Annotated in this window: 13 protein-coding genes; 6 read left to right on the top strand and 7 right to left on the bottom strand. The window is 38.8% G+C overall.

Annotation, left to right across the window (positions count from 1 at the left end; translation table 11 throughout):
• Positions 1-192 precede the first annotated feature (192 nt).
• Both NSQ34_RS03365 and NSQ34_RS03360 read left to right on the top strand, forming a co-directional pair.
• Positions 193-744 (top strand): hypothetical protein, encoded by a 552-nt coding sequence (locus NSQ34_RS03365; protein WP_254001597.1) that lies wholly within the window; start codon positions 193-195, stop codon positions 742-744.
• Positions 745-799: 55 nt separating this feature from the next.
• Positions 800-1,372, top strand: coding sequence for a hypothetical protein (locus NSQ34_RS03360; protein WP_070326801.1), 573 nt, complete (start codon positions 800-802; stop codon positions 1,370-1,372).
• Positions 1,373-1,541: 169 nt separating this feature from the next.
• Here the strand turns inward: NSQ34_RS03360 and NSQ34_RS03355 are convergent, their stop codons facing one another.
• From NSQ34_RS03355 to NSQ34_RS03345, 3 genes are all read right to left on the bottom strand, one after another.
• Positions 1,542-5,927, bottom strand: a complete 4,386-nt coding sequence (locus NSQ34_RS03355; protein ID WP_254001596.1) for a hypothetical protein — start codon at positions 5,925-5,927, stop codon at positions 1,542-1,544.
• Positions 5,928-6,171: 244 nt separating this feature from the next.
• Positions 6,172-7,557 (bottom strand): 23S rRNA (uracil(1939)-C(5))-methyltransferase RlmD, encoded by a 1,386-nt coding sequence (gene rlmD, locus NSQ34_RS03350; RefSeq protein ID WP_254001595.1) that lies wholly within the window; start codon positions 7,555-7,557, stop codon positions 6,172-6,174.
• 61 nt (positions 7,558-7,618) lie between these two features.
• Positions 7,619-8,527, bottom strand: a complete 909-nt coding sequence (locus tag NSQ34_RS03345; RefSeq protein ID WP_024424554.1) for a diacylglycerol kinase — start codon at positions 8,525-8,527, stop codon at positions 7,619-7,621.
• Between the two features lie 181 nt (positions 8,528-8,708).
• Here NSQ34_RS03345 and NSQ34_RS03340 point away from each other — a divergent pair, with 181 nt between their 5' ends.
• A complete protein-coding gene (locus NSQ34_RS03340) occupies positions 8,709-9,662 on the top strand; it encodes a nucleoside hydrolase (protein ID WP_144496724.1) in 954 nt (317 codons plus the stop codon).
• 31 nt (positions 9,663-9,693) lie between these two features.
• On the opposite strand, the gene NSQ34_RS03335 is transcribed toward NSQ34_RS03340, so the two are convergent.
• A complete protein-coding gene (locus NSQ34_RS03335; RefSeq protein ID WP_268456712.1) occupies positions 9,694-12,912 on the bottom strand; it encodes an efflux RND transporter permease subunit in 3,219 nt (1,072 codons plus the stop codon).
• 131 nt (positions 12,913-13,043) lie between these two features.
• Between NSQ34_RS03335 and NSQ34_RS03330 the strand changes: the two genes are divergently transcribed.
• The gene (locus NSQ34_RS03330) at positions 13,044-13,889 is read left to right on the top strand and encodes a TetR/AcrR family transcriptional regulator (RefSeq protein ID WP_268456713.1); all 846 of its coding nucleotides are present in this window, start codon (positions 13,044-13,046) and stop codon (positions 13,887-13,889) included.
• Between the two features lie 179 nt (positions 13,890-14,068).
• Here the strand turns inward: NSQ34_RS03330 and gatB are convergent, their stop codons facing one another.
• Genes gatB through gatC form a run of 3 tightly spaced genes read right to left on the bottom strand, consistent with a single transcriptional unit; the run spans position 14,069 to position 17,275 of the window.
• A complete protein-coding gene (gene gatB / locus NSQ34_RS03325; protein WP_024424551.1) occupies positions 14,069-15,499 on the bottom strand; it encodes an Asp-tRNA(Asn)/Glu-tRNA(Gln) amidotransferase subunit GatB in 1,431 nt (476 codons plus the stop codon).
• Between the two features lie 13 nt (positions 15,500-15,512).
• Positions 15,513-16,970, bottom strand: a complete 1,458-nt coding sequence (gene gatA / locus NSQ34_RS03320; protein ID WP_268456715.1) for an Asp-tRNA(Asn)/Glu-tRNA(Gln) amidotransferase subunit GatA — start codon at positions 16,968-16,970, stop codon at positions 15,513-15,515.
• Positions 16,971-16,984: 14 nt separating this feature from the next.
• Entirely contained in the window at positions 16,985-17,275 is a 291-nt protein-coding gene (gene gatC, locus NSQ34_RS03315; RefSeq protein WP_024424549.1) for an Asp-tRNA(Asn)/Glu-tRNA(Gln) amidotransferase subunit GatC, read from the bottom strand.
• Positions 17,276-17,698: 423 nt separating this feature from the next.
• On the opposite strand from gatC, the gene putP reads away from it, so the two are divergent.
• A complete protein-coding gene (putP, locus tag NSQ34_RS03310; RefSeq protein WP_034282812.1) occupies positions 17,699-19,180 on the top strand; it encodes a sodium/proline symporter PutP in 1,482 nt (493 codons plus the stop codon).
• Positions 19,181-19,341: 161 nt separating this feature from the next.
• Entirely contained in the window at positions 19,342-20,040 is a 699-nt protein-coding gene (locus NSQ34_RS03305; RefSeq protein WP_169510856.1) for an MgtC/SapB family protein, read from the top strand.
• Positions 20,041-20,076: the final 36 nt, after the last annotated feature.

Raw genomic sequence — 20,076 nt, 5'->3', positions numbered from 1 at the left:
ATATAAAATACAATTATATAGACACACAAATGTATAACGTTGTGAAAATACAGTATTAAAATACTATTTACCCTTAATTTGGTTGTTGTTACAATTTTTATGTAAATCAAGAAAGGAGTGATTATCTTATATAAAAGTCCTATAAGAATTTAAGACATATGCCACTGTTTTTTCTCAAGATGTATTTTATAATTGAGGCTTGAACAACAAGATTTTTTTAGCACTATAAACAGCCTCTTCATTTTCGGAGGCGAAATTACTATGACTTTTAGAAAGAAGTTTGTTCCTGTACTATTAAGCGCAACTTTATTAACTTCCGGTCTTGGTGCGACTACTGCGTTTGCAGCGGAGCCAACTAAATCAATAGCACCAGTACATACGAAGGTATATAAAACATCTTTACAACAAGCCGCAACAAATAACAGCACTAGCCCTATTCAGTCAAATGCTTTAACAACTCAAACAGCCACAAACGGGGAAGTTTCTACTCAAGGTGCTGTTTCATGGTCATATAAAGCATTCCGAGGTGCTTTACGTTCTGGTGGATGGTTACTATCAAAAGCATTGAAACCCTTTAATCCAAAGGCTGCTGCTTGGATCAGAAAGAAATCTGCTAAAATCGCAAAGGTAATGGATAAAGGGGAAAAGTGGACAGAAAAACAGTTTGTAACAGCTTTTATTAAAATGGGTGCACCTAAAGATGTTGCTAAAACTTTGGCAAAATTCATCATTACTCTTATTTAAATAAACAATAAGTGCTATTAGTTTTCTAATAGCGCTTTTTTATGGAGGGTATATATTGTCTTTTTCTTATGTGATTTCATTGACTTTTTTAATACTTCTTTTAGTTTCTATCATATTTTATACTTTTTTAAGGAAAAAAAATGTTGTAGATGAACCCCCAGGTGCTATTGCTGCCGTTCTTCTTATTTTACTAATATGTTTTTCCCTTGGTTTCGTCATTGCTATTCCGACTTTCATGCTTTACCTAGTATCATTGGGAGTAAATTTTCTTTTCGGCGAATACATAACTTATGATTCATTTTTCTCTTTGGTGACTTTTTCTTTGTTAGTTAGCATCATCGTAATTTTTTGGTCATTTATAGTTTTATTTATAGGGAAAGGAATCATTTTTTTGTTGAAGGTCCCAAAATGGATAACTTATATTTTAGAATTTTTTGCTTCGTGGGCTCTTATTTACTTCACGATTAAATATGTACTAAATTTAAAGATAATTGAAGTTTCTATATGGGGGAATGGTGTATTAATTTTATCTTTCTTTGTTAGCTTTTTATACATTGGTCTTGATATCATATCCACTGCGCTGGATCAAAAAAATCAGAATATAGAAGAAGAACCCCCTATCCTATAATGGAGAAAGGGGTTTTTTGATATATAGAATTTATCTAATTAACATAAGGGACGAATATAGATTACTCAAGATATCTGAATTTTTTCTTTTGAATTACGTGAAAAAAATGAAGTACTTAAAAGGTCAAAAGGTGTAAAACTGATATACATAGGAGTTATACAACATCTTCTTACCTTTCCATTAGTTTTTGGCTCAAGGATCTAATTTGACCAAATTCCTTTTCGAACATCAAATCCCATATATCAAGACATTCATTTGCAATATCTTTTATCTCAGGGATAGTTGAGTTAGAGGTTTCGTCATATAATCCAATAATCAATTTAGACATTTCATCTTCTATTCCCCAAATCTCTTCAAACTTACCAACTTCGTTTCCAAGTAAGTGGTAACTCATTGAAAATATAATATCTTTGTAATCAACAAATGATTTTGATTTTTCTTCAAGATAATGAACAAAAGCATGTACTATTCTACGGTTTAAACCAGAATTCATTATTTCAATCATAAAATCCTTATCTCTCTTTAAATCAATGAGATCATCATAAAATAATCGTGAAATTGGCATCCTGAGATCTAATGCACTTGCCTTAAATTTACGTATTAAATCTTTTACTATTGAATTAAATTCACCTTTGTTAAAATAGTTAGTAGCCATATGAAGTATGGCTTTTGCTTGTGCTTCACTCATTGCATCTACGTTATTAATTATTTCAAAAAATTCATTATTACAAATAAACATTTCTGAAAGACAATTTGCACCCATATCAATTAGGTCTTTATCTTCGGATTCGTAGCATTTTTTTATAGTTTTCAGTACTTGTTCACGATATTTAGGATAAAGCAAAAAGAGCATATTTTTCGTATCATAGAAACCTGCTAACCTGTAATCTTTATCATATTGATTTAATATTATCTCTGATGCCCACTTTCTTTCAATATTATAGGCAGGCCATAATGCGAATAAACTAGCTAACTTCACTGCTGGATTTTCATCAAATACCAATCTTTCAATTGTATCTTTAAGCTGTTTAAACAAAGTTCTTTCATTCCATAATAACTCAGCTATTGCTTGAGCTGCGTTACCCCTTACACAGTTAATCGCATTACTTTGTAGCATGGCATAGCTACGCATTTCTTTATCCTCATTATTAGTTACATTCACAATTCCTAATTCTGGGTTATTATGGTTAATCGCAATATCCTTTAGAATATCCAAAATCTCCTGAGACCAATTTACGTTTTTCCTGTCTCTAATGATTGAGCAAATATCGTTCGCCCGATATGAGGTATAATCATATGGATAGTTCAAAATCATTTTTTCCAATAACTCTATCGGCACATCCCCCAATGCCTTACTAGATGCAACGCCACTAAATAAGGAATCTACGTATGATTCCAGAACTTTCTCTTTATTCGAAAGAACTAGATTTATCATTCTTTCAGGTTCCTCAGAAACAGCTTTACTAAAACTACTTGCAAATTCTTCAATAGAAGAACTAATAAAACCTTCTGGAACCTCTATCCATCTGGAAGAATCTTTTTGAATAAGTTTTTTATTAGTTAAAATCTCTATCCACTTTTTGTTATTTATTTTTTTCCCCGCCACGGGTGAGCTTATCGATCCGCTGTGTCCATCTGAATATTTATATAAAGTTGATCCTTTAGGGTATTTACGTCTTAAAATACGCAACAGATTTTTTGCTTGAATGCTCAATCGATTATAGGGAAGAACTTCTAAAATTTCTTTTTGAAAATCCCCCCAAAAACTCAAATAAACTGTACGACCATTTTTTTCTCTATTATAATTAATTCTACGACGATATACGTCTTTAGCTTGCGGAGAAAGATAACTTAGAATTCTCTCTTCTAATAAATTGAAAATATCCTCACTACAGTATCTCGTATGCTTTTCTAATATTTGTTTGGCAAGAATTAATTTATCACCATTGCCACTTGTATTATCGAATACGTTACTGTTGAAATCACTGCACAAATAATTAATAACAACATCGCTATAACTTTCTGATACTCTGAATAATCCATCCAATATAATTTCATTAAATAAATCATTACCTTTTCCCATGAACTCTTTATAGCGATCAAAGAATTTTTTCGGTTGTTGAGAAATTATTGCGGCATTCGCTTTCTTTATAATTTGGATACAAGCCCTTTCTAGCCCTCTTTTATGAATATATTCCCCAGACCAACCACTATAAATAAAGCTTACGTCTTTATCTATTGGAACGAGTGGTAATAATAAATTAAGAACCTCTTCTCCATTATTGATTAGAATTTCAGAGTCTTCATAGAGAAATGTTTCTTCGTAATAATAAATTTGTTTACCTTTGCTTTTAATTTTATTTTCCAATAAAAAAGCTAGTAGCCGTATTGTTCTTAATTCACTATTTTTGAGCATCGACTTAAAATCAAGATAGTTATCAGCCATTCGCGGATATCGCTTATAAAATTTCATTCTTAATTCAAATAACTCATCCGTATCTTGATTTATATCGCGCAAAAAACATTTAGAGAATTTATTATCGTCTTCCTGTGAATTAAATGAATATTTTTCAATGAAGGTAATATCATCAGCTTCAAAATTAGGACTCATACTTACAAGCAAATTAATAACTATATCTTTCTTAGATGGGGTGTTAAACCATTTCTCTAAAATGCCACATTGTCTAAGCAACTTAATATAATTGGGCTTGGAAAATATAACATTATTAATAATATGATTACCGAATATTTCATTTTCGCAGTTATTCACAATAAAATTTTGTATATTTTCATCTATATTATCTATCTGGTTTAACACCTCGAAGAAAACAAATTTGACAAAATACCTGATTTGTTTTGCTTCAAACATTTTTTGTCCAACAGTAATAAAATCATGGCTATCAATTTCAAATAAATTTTGCATAAACATTTGCACTTGATATCTTTTACCAGGTGTTTGTTTATCTTTAGCCCCAATAATATCTACGATATCTTCACCATCATAATATCTATGAAGCATCTTATCTGCTAAAAAACAGTCTAATATAGACTGATGAGCGAATGAAACTTTTCTATCCTGAATTATTAAGAAAGCATTTGAAGATAAGAATTCTAAGGTTGATTTATTTTCGTTTAATATACTTAAAGGAATAAATATTCTACTAGACTTTTCTAAAAAAGTTACCATCTTATCTTTAATCTGAGTTAGATTGTCTTCTCTCAATCCAAACTCAAAACATTTTTCGGACAGCTGTCCCCACCATTCTGAGATCAAATGGCTTGCGGTAGAACATTCTGCATATACTTTGCCAGGGTCTAGCTGTTTCCAAATATATAAATTGCTTGGAATTCTTAGTATCTCTTTCAATTTACTTGTTAGTTGCTCATAACGCTTTCCAACAATACCCTCAACTAATTCCTCGTCCAACTCATTAACCTGAACCCTATCCCATTGAATAACGTCCTCTTTTGAATCATCTTTTTTAAATAATGCTCTAATATTATTATCGTTTTCCAAATCATGAGTTCGACACACAAAAACAACAGATATCTTGTTTTTTCTATCATTATTCAATGTCTCTACTTGATTAATAATCTGAGAGCATACTAATAAAGCATCTCTAGAATGAGCAAGAGTCCAGCGTAGGGCATCCAACTGATCCAAAATAATTACTGCCTTTTCATTTTTAGAAACACTGTGAATACAATGAGTGATTGATGCAGGTAATCCTAAATCTTCTCCCCACTTCTCGGCAGTCATACTGGGAACTCGTTTATCTAATTTAATTGCTAAATACGGTATTTCATTTTCTTCACAATAATTGATAACATCTTCTGTACATCCACTTTTCCCTCTTCCAGCCTTTCCATGTATTATTAAAGATTTCTCTGAATCTAATGCTTCTCTACATAAAGAAAATTCTTTTCTCTTTATAAGACTATTATCCAACGGAATAAAAGTTGATTTATATTCGCAATTCAACTCCTCTAGCCTAGGCTTGATTTGTTCATTAGACGAAAGGTGTTTATTCCCTCCTAACAAATAATCGGCCCTTAGCTCCTCAATTGTTCTTATAATTTCCCCTTCTGATTTACCAATTGACTCATCAACCATTGATACAATTGCCTTGTCTTTAATATCTAATAACGACTCTCGAAAATTTACTAGTATTTCAAATAACTCAGAGAAGTACTCTTCAAAATCACTCGGTTTCTTAATAGGTGTATGCTTAAATTCATCTTTTTTAATATTGACAAATTCGACCGCTTCTTGTGCTAGTTTCTTAAATATATCTTGGTAATCTTCCTTTGTAGTGTTATATGCATAAAATACTCTTTGTATTATTGTCTCAACAGTCTTGCTCTGTTGAAGAAACTCTATAAAATAGTTACTATCAACCTCAGTATTATCAAACTTACGATTAAATTCATTAACTGTATCTTCTATGTCTTTAATTAATCTCTTTTCACCTCGATTTGTTAAACCTTTTGACAAAAGATAACCCGCAAAATTTGGGGCTATCAAAGTTCCTGCTATATATGCTAAAATGCTCACTATTATTCCCCCCTAATCGACGACCATGATTTTTCTTATATTCCAATAACAAACCTTCTCATCATCGTTTTAATTACCAATTTTACATTTTATTCATATTTCTATTATATCAAAAAGTTAAAATAAATTTTCTGTGAATTGTCTGATTAAGTACCAGCAGTTGCCGACAAAGAGTTTGAGGGCTCTTCAACTAAAACTTTGTTAATCCCCCTACTATAAAAAAAGAAGACAACACCCATACGGGTTAGTTGCCTTCTTTTAAAATAAGTTGCGCCACACATTCCACATGTGAGGTATGCGGAAACATATCCACAGGCTGTACTTCCTCTGTCACATACCCGCCATCTTCAAGAATACGCAAATCACGAGCAAGCGTCCCTGGGTTACAGGAGACGTAAACAACACGGTTTGGTTTCATCTTTAAAATCGTGTCAAGCAGTGCTTCGTCACAGCCTTTTCTTGGCGGATCGACGACGAGGGTGTCTGCTTTGATGCCTTCTTTATACCAGTTTGGGATAACAGTTTCTGCTTCGCCGACTGCGAATTCAACATTATTGATTCCGTTTAAGGCAGCGTTTCTTTTTGCATCTTCAATTGCTTCTGGAACAATTTCAACCCCATATACTCTGCCTGCTTTTTGTGCGAGAAATAAGGAAATCGTACCGATTCCGCAGTAGGCATCGATGACGGTTTCTTCGCCTTGCAGCTCTGCATATTCAAGCGCTTTGTCGTAAAGCACCTTTGTTTGAGCTGGGTTCACTTGATAAAATGAGCGGGCCGAAATGGCAAATTTGATGTCGCCAATCGTGTCATAAATGTATTCTTCCCCCCATAAAACGGTTGTTTCGTCTCCGAAAATGACATTTGTTTTCTTTGAATTCACGTTTTGTACAATTGACCGAACATGTGGGAAGCGTGCTATAATCTGCTCAATCACCTGCTGCTTTTGCGGAAAATCAGCCGTTCTAGTCACAAACACAACCATCATTTCACCTGTTGCAATACCGTAGCGAACCATCACATGACGCAGCCAGCCTTTGTGCCGCTCTTCGTTATATGCTTTGATGCCAAACGCATTGCATATATCTTTTACTGCCTGTACCACTTCGTCGTTTTCTGACTGCTGAATCAAACATTTTTCCATATCAATGATTTCATGGGTACGCTGCTGATAAAATCCTGCAACAAGTCCGCCTTCGCGTTCACCAATTGGAACTTGTGCTTTGTTTCTGTAATTCCAAGGATCTTCCATGCCGAGTACAGGATGAACTTTTACACGGCTCATATCAAGCTTGCCGATCCGCTCTAAAACGTCCTTTACTTGTTTCTGTTTAAATAGCAGCTGGCCTTCATAACTCATATGCTGAATTTGACAGCCGCCGCACTGCTTGTAAATGGGACATGGCGCATCTTGCCTGTGCTGACTTTCCTTTGTCAGCTCCATGAGTCGTCCAAAAGCAAATCCTTTTTTGACTCGTGTAACTTTGATTTGCCCTTGTTCGTCAGGAAGGGCATTCGGTACAAAGACAGGGAATCCTTCAATTTTTGCTACACCTGCACCTTCATGCGTTAAGTCTTCGAAGGTTACATTGTAGTATTCATTCTTTTCAACAGGCGGTTTCATTTTCACCAATTTTATCACCTCATTTGCAAAGAAAAACTTGGCCGCCATAAGGAACCAAGTTCAGTCTTCACCCTATTTTTTCAGCTGTTGCTTTTGGCACAATAAATTCAATATGGCGATACAGGTTTTCAAATTCACCTGGCAGCATGCCGCCGTATTCACCATCTAAATTTAATTGCATTTTATCTTTTACATCTACCTTCACGCGATTCGCTTTTGCGTAGATGACATTGTTATCATGAATATGCTCGCCTCTGAGTGCAAGGCTGACCACTCGAATGGCTTCTGCTAGATTGACCTTCTTTAGAATGATCAGGTCAAACATCCCATCATCTAAAATGGAATCTGGCGCTAGTTTTTCAAAGCCGCCTACTGAGTTTGTGAGTGAAACAAGAAACAGCATGATTTCTCCATGAAACAATTTGCCGTCATATTCAATTTCGACTTCTGTCGGGCGGATAGAAGGAAGCATCTCCATGCCTTTTAAATAATAAGCAAGCTGTCCAAGCATGGTCTTCAGTTTACTAGGCACCTCATAGGTGAGCTCTGTTAACCGGCCGCCGCCAGCAATATTAATAAAATAATGGCCATTGACTTTACCGATATCAAGCGGCTTCGCTACACCCTCAATAATGGCATCTGTCGCTTTCAAAACACCTTCTCGTGGAATTCCAAGTGCTCTTGCGAAGTCATTTGTTGTTCCAACTGGAATAATTCCTAGTTTTGGTCTTTTTTCAAGCGGTGCTAGTCCGTTGACGACTTCATTGATCGTGCCGTCTCCACCTGCTGCTACAATTAAATCAAAATCTCTCTGTGCGGCTTTTTCTGCTGCTTGCGTGGCATCTCCTGCACATGTCGTCGCATGACAAGAAGTTTCATAGCCAGCTTGTTCAAATTTTTGCAAAACCTGCGGTAAATTCTTCTTGAAGAGTTCACGCCCAGATGTCGGATTGTATATAATTCGAGCACGTTTCATTCATCATCATCCTATATTCATTATGCAATCTATTTTCACCACTAACAACCTTTAATTATACTATGAGATTTGAAAATGGCAACAAAACAACCACCTAATATGTGAAATCTCCTACCACATTTCCCGCAGCAAGAAAGCATTCTGATAAGATAAAAGAAAACGCTGTAAAGGATGATATGCGATGAAAAAGCCTGTCTATTTTAATCATGACGGCGGTGTTGATGACCTCGTCTCTTTATTTCTTCTCCTTCAAATGGAACATCTGAAAGTCATCGGAGTGTCTGTGATTCCTGCTGATTGTTATTTAGAGCCTGCTCTCAGTGCATCTCAAAAAATCATTGATCGATTCAGCCCTTATGAAATGGAAGTCGCTGCTTCAACTTCTAGAGGCGTCAATCCATTTCCGAAGGAGTGGCGGATGCATGCTTTTTATGTAGATGCTCTGCCAATTTTAAATGAAAAAGGCACTGTTGATACAAAAGTGTCCAAGCTGCCAGCACACCTTCATCTGATTGAAACGGTTAAGAAGGCAAAAGAACCTGTCACCCTGCTCTTTACTGGTCCGCTCACAGATCTTGCACGCGCTTTAGAAGAAGATCCTTCGATCTCTAATAAAATTGAGAAATTGGTGTGGATGGGCGGCACGTTCCTTGAAAAAGGCAATGTTGAAGAACCCGAGCATGACGGGACAGCAGAATGGAATGCCTTTTGGGACCCTTATGCTGTGAGCACTGTCTTTCAGGAACCGTTCCCTATTGAAATGGTCGCACTTGAAAGTACAAATCAAGTCCCGCTTACACTTGATGTACGTCAGCGCTGGGCTTCTCTTCGTTCTCATATTGGAATAGATTTTATCGGTCAGTGCTACGCCTTTTGCCCGCCGCTCATTCATCATGAAACGAACTCGACGTATTACTTATGGGATGTGCTGACAACAATTACTCTTGCATCTACATCATTTACCCGTTCGAAAGAAGTTAATGCGATCGTTTATACCGAGACGCCAAAGCAAGGACGCACCGAAGAGCATCCAGATGGAAAATCAATTCAAGTGATTGACCATGTCGATCGTGATGCCTTTTTCCACGCATTTGAAGAGCTTATGAGAAAAGCTGTTTGTCAGATTTCAAAATAAAAAAAGCCCCGCCAATGAGCGGGGCTTCCTCTTATTCTTCTTCTGCGTACTTTTTCTTACGTCTAAACTTGCTTAACATTTCATACACGATTGGGACGATGACCAATGTGAGAAGTGTAGAACTTGTTAAACCGCCAATTACGGTTACGCCAAGTCCTTTTGATACGATCTGGCTTCCGCCTTCAAATCCTAATGCGAGTGGCAGCAGTGCACCGATCGTCGCAAGTGCCGTCATTAAGATTGGGCGTAATCTTGTTGTTCCAGCTTCAAGTAATGCTTCTCTTGTTGAGAGACCTTCTTTTTCTTTATGAATCACGCGGTCAATCAAGACAATGGCATTTGTTACAACGATACCGATCAGCATGAGCAATCCAATCATGGCATTTAAGCTGATGGTTTCTTTTGCTATAAACAATCCAAGCAGTGCGCCAATAATCGTAAATGGCAGTGAGAAGAGAATCGCAAATGGTGCAAGTCCTCCGCCAAATGTGATGACGAGAACGAGATACACAATGGCAATCGCTGCAAGCATTGCAAGGCCAAGCTGTGTAAAGGATTCCTCAATATCCGCACTTACGCCGCCTGTGTCAATCGTTACGCCAGATTTTAGATCAAGCTTGTCGACTTTCTTCTGAACATCCTGCGTTACACTTGAGACGTCGTCTGTTGTCATGTCACCAGACACTTCTGCGTAGATTTTCCCATCACGTTTTGTCACCGTATTTGCTGTCGTACCATCTTTTACTTTGACGACATCACCAATACGGACTTCTTGCCCTGTTGGTGTGGTGATCTTTTTATTTTCTAAATCTTTTTTGCTCTTATATTCATCTTTTTCCGTTTGAAGCTTCACATCAAGTTCTTTGCCGTCCTCTGTGACTTTCGTCAGTGTTGTTTCACTATTTTGAGGTGCAATCGCTTGAGCGATTTGTGAAGCAGTTAGACCTAGTTTCGCTAGTTTTTCTTGATCTGCATTAAACGTATATTCGTCGTATTTCTCAGATAAGCTTGTGCTGACATTTTTCAGGTTTTTCTCATCTTTTAAGATGTTCTCAACATCTTTTACTGTGCCTTCAATATCACTTGCTTTATCCCCGTACACATAGTACGTCACCGTATTGCTTGCACCAGCAGATGAGAAGTCTTGTGATTTCCATTCCCCTTTAGATGCTTTATCTTGCAGAGCTTTGACCACGCGGTCTTTTTCTTTATCAAAGTTTGGCGTGTCATCATCATATTGTACGAAGAATAATGCACCGTTAGAGTTACCGCCAACACTTGCTGTCATGGCATTTGAAGAGCCTAGTGAATACTGAACTGTATTGACATGATCACGTTTCATCAAATAATCTTCAGCTTTTTTCGTTTCATCAATTGCTTGCTCTCTCGTTTGTCCAGGCTCTGGCGTGTATGTCACCATGGCCGTTTTCTCTGCTTCCTGTGGTAAGAAGCTGACACCGACAAGTGGTGCTAAGAATAAGCTTCCGACAAGCATAAGAATGGCAATTCCTGATGTGATCCATTTATGGTTGAGTGTCCAATTAAGTACACGTCTATAACCGCCAGCAAGTTTGCTTGGTTTATGTTCTTTTACTTTTTTCGCTGTGCCGTAGAGATTCTTTTTAAATAGACTGTGTGCCATCATTGGAACAATTGTAATGGCGACAAGCAGTGAAGCAAGTAACGCAAACACAATCGTTAGGGCAAATGGGATGAATAGTTCACCAATCATTCCACCTACTAATGCTAACGGTAAGAATACTGCAATAGTCACAATGGTCGAAGACATAATCGGGATAAACATTTCTTTTGTGGCTTCTCTGACGAGTGCCTTGCCTTTTAATGGTTCATCCTTTAATGCCATTCGTCGATAGATGTTTTCTATGACCACTATCGAGTCATCGACAACACGCCCAATGGCGACGGTCATGGCACCAAGTGTCATGATATTTAATGTAATATCCAGCTGATTTAATAATAAAACAGCAATCAACAGAGATAACGGAATGGAAATGACCGAAATTAATGTTGATTTGATATCTCGAAGGAACAACATAATGATAATGATCGCAAAGATTGCTCCGATGATCGCCTTGTTCAGCATTGTGCTGACAGACTCTTTAATCGGTCCTGCTTGATCATATGTGGTACTTACTTTGATGCCTTTGTTGTCTTTTTTAAATTTCTCAAGCTCTTTTGTCACTTCTTCTGCTACACTCACTGTGTTGGCATCAGAGCCTTTAACAATTTGCAGACCGATACTGTCTTTTCCGTTCGTTCTAGAGATCGATTCTGCATCTTTTACGACTTTAATATCTGCTATCTCAGATAGCTTGATCGTCGGCAGCTCTACAGATTGACTGCTTGCTGCACCTGCTTGCTGCTGAGCTGCTGCTTGCTGCTGACTTGCACTTCCAGCCTGCTGCTCCGCAGCTTGCGCACCTGGGTTTTCTGAGCCGTTAGAAGGTGCTCCAGCTCCAGCGCTTCCCGCACCGCCGCCTGCACTTGGTGTGACTGGAATACGCATGTTTTTCAAATCTTTGACGCTTAAAATATTGCCGTCCACGACAACTGATTTTTGTTTGTTGCCAAATGTGTATAGACCTAATGGTACATTCACATCAGAGCCTTTGATCATGTTTTGGACGGTATCTTCATCTAGACCGTATTCTTTCAATTTCTTTTGTTTAAACGAAAATTCTACTTCTTTGATTTGCTGTCCTGAAGTTTCGACAGAAGAGACACCGTCTAATCCTTGAAGTGAAGGAACGAGATCATTTTCTACTTTTTGTGTAAGGTCTTGTAATGATTCTTTATCACCAGAGACACTAAGAGCTAGGATTGGAATCGCATTAATACTAAAGCGTGCGATTTTAGGTTTTTCTGCATTTTCAGGGAAATCGATATTGCTAATCGCATCTTCAATTTCCTTTTTTGCTTCATCCATGTCTTTGTTGTAATCGTACTCGATTTGAATGGATGATGCATTTTCAAATGAATTAGAAGTGACCACGCTGACCCCATTGAGGTTTTGAATCGATTTTTCAATTGGATCTGTCACCTTATCTGATACTTCGTCCGGCGTTGCGCCAGGGTACGTTGTAGAAACCGTAATGACTGGCGTGTTGATATTAGGGATTGATTCTTGTTTCATATTCAATCCGGCATATAGACCAGCAACTGTTACGATAATCGTCATGAGCCATACAGCGAACTTATTCTTTAATACAAAATTGATGATCGAATTCATTATATCCTCCATTTTCCTTTATGTATTGACTGACTGGTCATTCTATATCATAATAAACGGTGATATACAATGCCGTCAACCATTTCACTTGCGTTTGACGTAACATTCTAAAGCTGAAGGGGCCTTATTTCATGAACGAAAAAAAAGAAAAAATCATTAAAGCAAGCATCCAATTGTTTGCGAAAAAGGGTTTTTCTTCTACGACCATTCAGGAAATTGCAGATGAATGCGGAATATCAAAAGGCGCATTTTATTTACATTTCAAATCAAAAGAACAGCTTTTCAACCGAGCGTTTGAATATTATATCGACACTTCGATGCAAACTATCGAAATGATTCGAAAAGAGAATCAGCATCTCGCGCCGAGAGAGATCTTTCAGAAACAAATCGCTGAACAGTTTCAGCATTTTGCTGAGAATAAGGATTTTATCATTCTGATCCTCAGCGAGAACATTATTCCGGAAAACCAGCAGATTAAAAAGTATTCAAAAACTGTGAAAAAGCAAATGAACGATGAAATTCAAATTTCCATCTTGACCACTTATGGACAGGAAATCGAACCGTATATAACTGACCTGTCAGTCATGATTCAAGGAATTATCCAATCATATGTGCAGGTTCTGCTTTTACAGGATCAAATGAAATTATCATTTGATGAGCTCTCATCCTTTATACTCGAACGGTTTGATGATCTGGTTCACGGCTTGCTTCGTTCTCAGACGAAGCCGATTTTGAAGCAAAGCATTTGGGATGATGAAGCGCCGAGTGCTGCTTCCCTTCAAGAGGGGCTTCGCTTGTTAAAGCTTGAGCATCTGCTTTCAGATGATACCGTTGTATCCATTGAAGTGATTGAAGAAGAGCTGGCAAAAGCTGAACCTCGTAAGCCAGTCATCCAAGGAATGCTGACGAATTTAGAAAAGTGTGAGGAGCCTGCTGTTCTAAGAGCAGTGGAGCAATTGAAGCTGTTTCTTCAGTAACATGTCGTGCTGTTTTTCGATTTAGCTCACCTTTCCCCCTTCGAATGTGCACTTTCGCTTATGCTTCATTATAAGAAAAGATTCTCTAAATTGATATACGGCGGTGGTCTGAATCTATGTTAAGACCCTGTCATTTCAAGCAAAAAAACCGCCTATTTCATCAGGCGGTTTTTTGCGATTTAGCGTTTTTTGATTTCTTCAAGGAGAATCTTGTTCACCATCGGCGGGTTAGCTTGGCCCTTCGATGCTTTCATGATTTGTCCGACTAAGAAACCAATCGCGCGGTCTTTACCATTTTTAAAGTCTTCAATGGATTGCGGGTTGTTATCAAGTGCTTCTGTGACAAGTTTGAGCAGTGCACCTTCGTCAGAAATTTGGACAAGTCCTTTTTCTTTGACGATTGTTTCTGCATCTCCTCCATTTTCAATGAGCTCTTTGAATACCTTTTTCGCAATCTTAGAGGAAATTGTTCCTTTTTCAATAAGCTTGATCATGCCAGCAAGTCCTTGCGGCGTTAGCTTTGTATCGTCCAGCTCTTTTTGAGCAGAGTTTAAGTAAGCAGATACTTCACCCATGAGCCAGTTCGATGCTTGCTTCGCTTCTGCACCTTCTGAAATGGTCGCTTCAAAGAAATCAGACATTTCTTTCGTCAGCGTGAGTACCATTGCATCGTATGCAGGGAGTCCAAGCTCATCGATATAGCGTTTGCGGCGCTCGTCTGGAAGCTCTGGGATCGATGCTCTTACGCGTTCTTTCCACTCGTCATCAATGTACAGTTCCACCAAATCCGGTTCTGGGAAGTAGCGGTAATCATCAGATCCCTCTTTGACACGCATCAGGATCGTCTTTTTAGACGCTTCGTCATAACGGCGGGTTTCCTGTTCGATCAATCCGCCAGAAAGCAATACTTGCTCTTGACGCTTCTCTTCGAATTCAAGGCCTTTTTGTACGAAAGCGAATGAGTTCAAGTTTTTGAGCTCTGTCTTTGTACCAAACTCTTCACGGCCGATTGGGCGAAGAGAAATATTGGCATCACAGCGAAGTGAGCCTTCTTCCATCTTACAGTCAGAAACGCCTGTATATTGAATAATGGATTTTAATTTTTCTAAGTAAGCATACGCTTCTTCTGGCGTGCGAATGTCTGGCTCAGATACGATTTCAACAAGCGGTGTGCCTTGACGGTTGAAATCGACGAGTGAGTAACCGTCGCCTGTGTGCGTCAGTTTCCCTGCATCCTCTTCCAAATGGAGACGCGTAATACCGATTCGTTTTGTTTTGCCTTCTACCTCAATTTCAATCCAGCCGTTTTCACCGATCGGTTTATCAAACTGAGAAATTTGATACGCCTTTGGGTTATCAGGATAGAAGTAGTTTTTACGGTCAAATTTTGTATCTGTTGCGATTTCACAGTTCAGCGCCATGGCCGCTTTCATCGCAAAGTTCACCGCTTCTTTGTTCAGTACAGGCAGTACGCCAGGATATCCAAGGTCGATGACACTTGTTTGCGTGTTGGCAGCTGCACCAAAAGGTGTCGGCGAGCTTGAGAAAATTTTCGATTGTGTTTTTAGCTCTACGTGGACTTCAAGTCCAATTACCGTTTCAAAGTTCATTCTGATTCACCCCTTACAGTTCAGGTTTTGCTTTATGATGATCTGTTGCTTGCTCAAAAGCGTGAGCCACGCGGTACACTGTTCCTTCGTCAAAGTGCTTGCCGATGATTTGCAGTCCTAACGGAAGGCCATTTGCAAACCCACAAGGCACACTGATTCCTGGAACGCCTGCAAGGTTAACAGGGATCGTTAAAATATCGTTTGCATACATGGTTAGCGGGTCGCTTGTCTTTTCACCAATGTTAAATGCAGGAGTCGGCGTTGTTGGTCCTACAATGACATCATACTTTTCGAAAACATCTTCAAAGTCTTTTTTGATCAATGTACGGACTTTTTGCGCTTTTTTATAGTACGCATCGTAATATCCTGAGCTTAGCGCGAATGTTCCAAGCATGATGCGGCGCTTCACTTCGTCTCCGAAGCCTTCAGAACGAGTATTTTTGTATAAATCAATCAAGTTGTCTGCATTATCTGTACGGTAGCCATAGCGGATGCCGTCAAAACGTGCAAGGTTTGCAGATGCTTCTGAAGAAGACAGTAAGTAGTAAGTCGCAAGCGCGTATTTAGAATACGGAAGAGACACTTCTTCCCACGAAGCACCAAGTCCTTCTAATACTTTTAACGCTTGAAGAACAGATTCTTTTGCTTCCTCGCCAACACCTTCGCCAAGGTATTCTTTCGGCACAGCAATTTTCAAGCCTTTGATGTCGCCAGTTAATGAAGAAAGAAAATCTGGGACATCGACATTTGCGCTTGTTGCGTCCATTTGATCGACACCTGCAATTGCTTGAAGAACATATGCGTTATCCTCTACATTACGTGTAATCGGACCAATTTGGTCTAATGATGAAGCAAATGCGATTAATCCGTATCTGGATACACGGCCATATGTCGGCTTAAGACCGACAACCCCGCAGAAAGATGCCGGCTGACGAATAGAACCGCCAGTATCTGAACCAAGTGAGAACGGTACTTCACCTGCTGCAACAGAAGCTGCTGATCCACCGCTTGATCCGCCTGGAACGGTGTTTAAATTCCATGGGTTTTTCGTCGCTTTGTAGCCTGAGTTCTCCGTAGAAGATCCCATTGCGAATTCGTCCATATTTAATTTACCGATTGTGACTGCTTCTGCGTCTCTTAAGCGGTTCACAACGGTTGCATCATAAATCGGATCAAAGTTTTGCAGGATTTTACTTGAAGCTGTTGTACGCAAATCCTTTGTAACAATGTTATCTTTCACACCGATCGGCATACCGAACAATAGGCCAAGCTCGTCCTTTTCACCAACTGCCTCGTCCAATTCCTTTGCATACGCACGTGCTTTTTCTTCGTCCAGTGCAAGGAATGCTTGTACTTTCCCGTCTACTTCATTGATTCGTTTATAAGACTCGTCCACTAAATCAGAAACAGACAGTTCCTTTTTATGTAAAAGCTCTTTTAATTCAGAAATTTTGTGATCAAACAGTGACATGTCTCGGGCCTCCTTTAGTCCAAAATTGATGGCACACGAATATAACCGTCTTTATGATCAGGCGCGTTTTTGACGACTGCCTCAATGGAAAGACCTTTATTCGGAACATCTTCTCTCATGACGTTTTTCATTTTTAATACGTGTGTAGTAGGTTCAACGTTTTCCGTATCTACCTCGTTTAACTGCTCTGCAAATGAAATGATGCTATCAAGCTGTTCTGTAAACATCTCAGCTTCTTCTTCTGTAATCGCAAGCCTTGCTAAATGGGCAACGTGCTTGACTTCTTCTATTGAAATTCTTGACATGCAGGTTCACCTCCAAAAATGATGCGTACTCGTGGTCATGATCATAAGTCATATACACTTTATCATATCAAATTTTACTGTTCTAAAGCAACTTTACGAAGGTGCGGTGAAAGGTTCGTTTTCTTGAAAACGTCTTCTTATCAAACCAATAAATGAAATATTCATCAAGTGACTTTTTATTTTTCAGAAAATTTTTACTTTTGTTTATTTTTGTAATCGCTTACATACTGGTTCTTATCACCGATCTGTCCATTTTTTCTTCAAAATGAAGAGGTTTAGGCAGGTTGATCACTTGGGAATACTCTGTTAGGTTAAGTAACCATAGCAGTGAGCGGGACAGTCAAGCAAAAAAGCTGCCATCGCTCTTCTGTATATTTTGATTGAGGTGATGTCAAATTAATACGAAAAAGGTGAGAACACAAAATGAGTATTGAAGTTACAATTTCCTTATCTATTTATTTTATCGGGATGCTTGCCATTGGCTGGTATGCATTCAGGAAAACACATGATTTAAATGATTATATGCTTGGCGGACGCGGGCTTGGCCCATTCGTTACAGCCCTTTCAGCAGGTGCTGCGGACATGAGCGGATGGATGCTGATGGGTGTGCCAGGTGAGATGTATAAAACAGGTTTATCGACAGCCTGGCTTGCGATTGGTTTAATCGTTGGTGCTTACTTGAACTACCTCATTCTTGCACCTCGTTTACGTTCTTATACAGAGATTGCGGATGATGCGATTACGATTCCTGATTTCTTTGATAAACGATTCAAAGGATCATCTGCTTTATTAAAAGCTGTTTCAGCCGTCATCATTTTAATTTTCTTTACGCTGTATACATCGTCTGGGATGGTATCAGGCGGACGTTTATTTGAGTCAGCATTCGGTGCTCACTACATGTTTGGACTGATTTTGACGTCAAGTATTGTCATTTTGTATACATTGTTCGGCGGATTTTTGGCAGTGAGCTTAACGGACTTTGTCCAAGGAGCTATCATGTTTTTAGCATTAGTGCTCGTGCCGATCGTTGCCTTTACACAATTAGGCGGACCTGTTGCTACATTCCAAGATATTCAACAGATTGACCCTAAATTGCTTGATATTTTTAGAGGAACGAGCGTCATTGGCATTATTTCCTTCCTTGCCTGGGGACTAGGTTACTTTGGACAGCCGCATATTATCGTGCGCTTTATGGCCATTACGTCTGTTAAAGATTTAAAACCAGCACGCCGAATTGGAATGAGCTGGATGATTATTTCAGTGATTGGATCACTGTCTGTCGGTTTAGTGGGTGTTGCCTATGTTCATGAAACGGGTATGAATCTTGCTGATCCTGAAACCATCTTTATCGTTTTTTCTAAAGTATTGTTCCATCCATATATCACTGGATTTTTACTTTCTGCCATTTTAGCTGCGATTATGAGTTCAATATCGTCTCAGCTGCTTGTCACAGCAAGTGCCATGACAGAGGATCTATACAGAACGTTCTTTAGAAAAACAGCATCAGACAAAGAGCTCGTCATGATTGGCCGGATGTCTGTACTCGTTGTCGCTGTGATTGCTCTCTGCCTTTCACTTAACCCAAGTGACACCATTCTTGACCTTGTCGGTTATGCGTGGGCAGGATTTGGTTCTTCATTCGGTCCAGTCATCTTGCTTTGCCTATACTGGAAACGAATGAATCATCACGGTGCCCTAGTTGGAATGATCGTTGGTGCAGTTGTGGTTCTGACATGGATTACAACAGGCCTCAACCATGCCACAGGTATTTATGAAATGATTCCAGGCTTTACCCTTAGTGGATTAGCTGCCATTATTGTGAGCTTATTGACAAGTAAGCCGTCAAAAGCATCAAAACAGCTATTTCACAAAATGGAAGATCATCTTGAAGAAGAAACAAAATAAAGAATTGAAGAGTCATCTGCCCTATGCGGATGACTCTCTTTTTAAATAAAATAAAAAGCTTTTCTTTCTTCAGAAACTGAATAAAATAAGAGTTGTGCAGCCATATGGGCTGTGAGAAGATCATATACATGTTGTGAAACGTACATGAAGTGAAAGGAGCGATACGCATGTTTTGGACAATTGAATGGGATACAGTCTTAAAATTAGCCGTGGCCACCTTAATCGGTCTGATTATCGGGCTTGAACGAGAGCTGAAGAAAAAGCCCCTCGGCTTAAAAACGTGTATTGTCATTGCTGTCAGCTCCTGCGTCTTAACCATCATCAGCATTGATGCAGCCTACAATTTCCCTCGAGTCTCTAAGCTTCAAATGGACCCACTCAGGTTACCGGCGCAAATTATATCTGGTGTTGGTTTTATTGGAGCAGGTGTGATTCTTCGAAAAAGCAATGATGTCATCTCAGGACTCACGACTTCTGCGATGATATGGGGAGCAGCAGGACTTGGGGTTGCAACAGGTGCAGGGTTTTATAAAGAAGCCTTCCTCAGTCTTTTCTTTATTCTCATTAGTGTCGAATTCCTGCCATGGCTCTTCCAGCGGATCGGACCGATTCGTCTGCAGGAAAAAGAAATCCGCATCAGAATGTCTCTTTCTGACCGAAACCGCATGACCGATATTTTAAAAGAAATGAAAGCCCTCAATATCCGCATTCATTCTGTACGAATTGATGATTTAAAAGAAAAGGACTATCCGATCATGGAAGTACGCGTACGTGTGCATAAAGACCGCTATACAACCGATGTGTACTTTGATATTAAAGATCTAGAAGGCGTCGTTGGCGTGAAGTGTGATACGGTGTAGTCATAAAAAACCCCTTGCTGTTTGACACAGCAAGGG

Source organism: Bacillus sp. FSL P2-0069 (assembly GCF_038593315.1).
Taxonomy (GTDB): domain Bacteria; phylum Bacillota; class Bacilli; order Bacillales; family Bacillaceae; genus Bacillus; species Bacillus safensis.
This window is presented reverse-complemented; position numbering and strand designations above follow the sequence as displayed.

Bases quoted from the DNA above. Each gene is read 5' to 3' on its own strand.
- NSQ34_RS03345 (WP_024424554.1), bottom strand. From the start codon at position 8,527: ATGAAACGTGCTCGAATTATATACAATCCGACATCTGGGCGTGAACTC.
- NSQ34_RS03330 (WP_268456713.1), top strand. From the start codon at position 13,044: ATGAACGAAAAAAAAGAAAAAATCATTAAAGCAAGCATCCAATTGTTT.
- NSQ34_RS03335 (WP_268456712.1), bottom strand. From the start codon at position 12,912: ATGAATTCGATCATCAATTTTGTATTAAAGAATAAGTTCGCTGTATGG.
- gatC (WP_024424549.1), bottom strand. From the start codon at position 17,275: ATGTCAAGAATTTCAATAGAAGAAGTCAAGCACGTTGCCCATTTAGCA.
- putP (WP_034282812.1), top strand. From the start codon at position 17,699: ATGAGTATTGAAGTTACAATTTCCTTATCTATTTATTTTATCGGGATG.
- NSQ34_RS03340 (WP_144496724.1), top strand. From the start codon at position 8,709: ATGAAAAAGCCTGTCTATTTTAATCATGACGGCGGTGTTGATGACCTC.
- gatA (WP_268456715.1), bottom strand. From the start codon at position 16,970: ATGTCACTGTTTGATCACAAAATTTCTGAATTAAAAGAGCTTTTACAT.
- gatB (WP_024424551.1), bottom strand. From the start codon at position 15,499: ATGAACTTTGAAACGGTAATTGGACTTGAAGTCCACGTAGAGCTAAAA.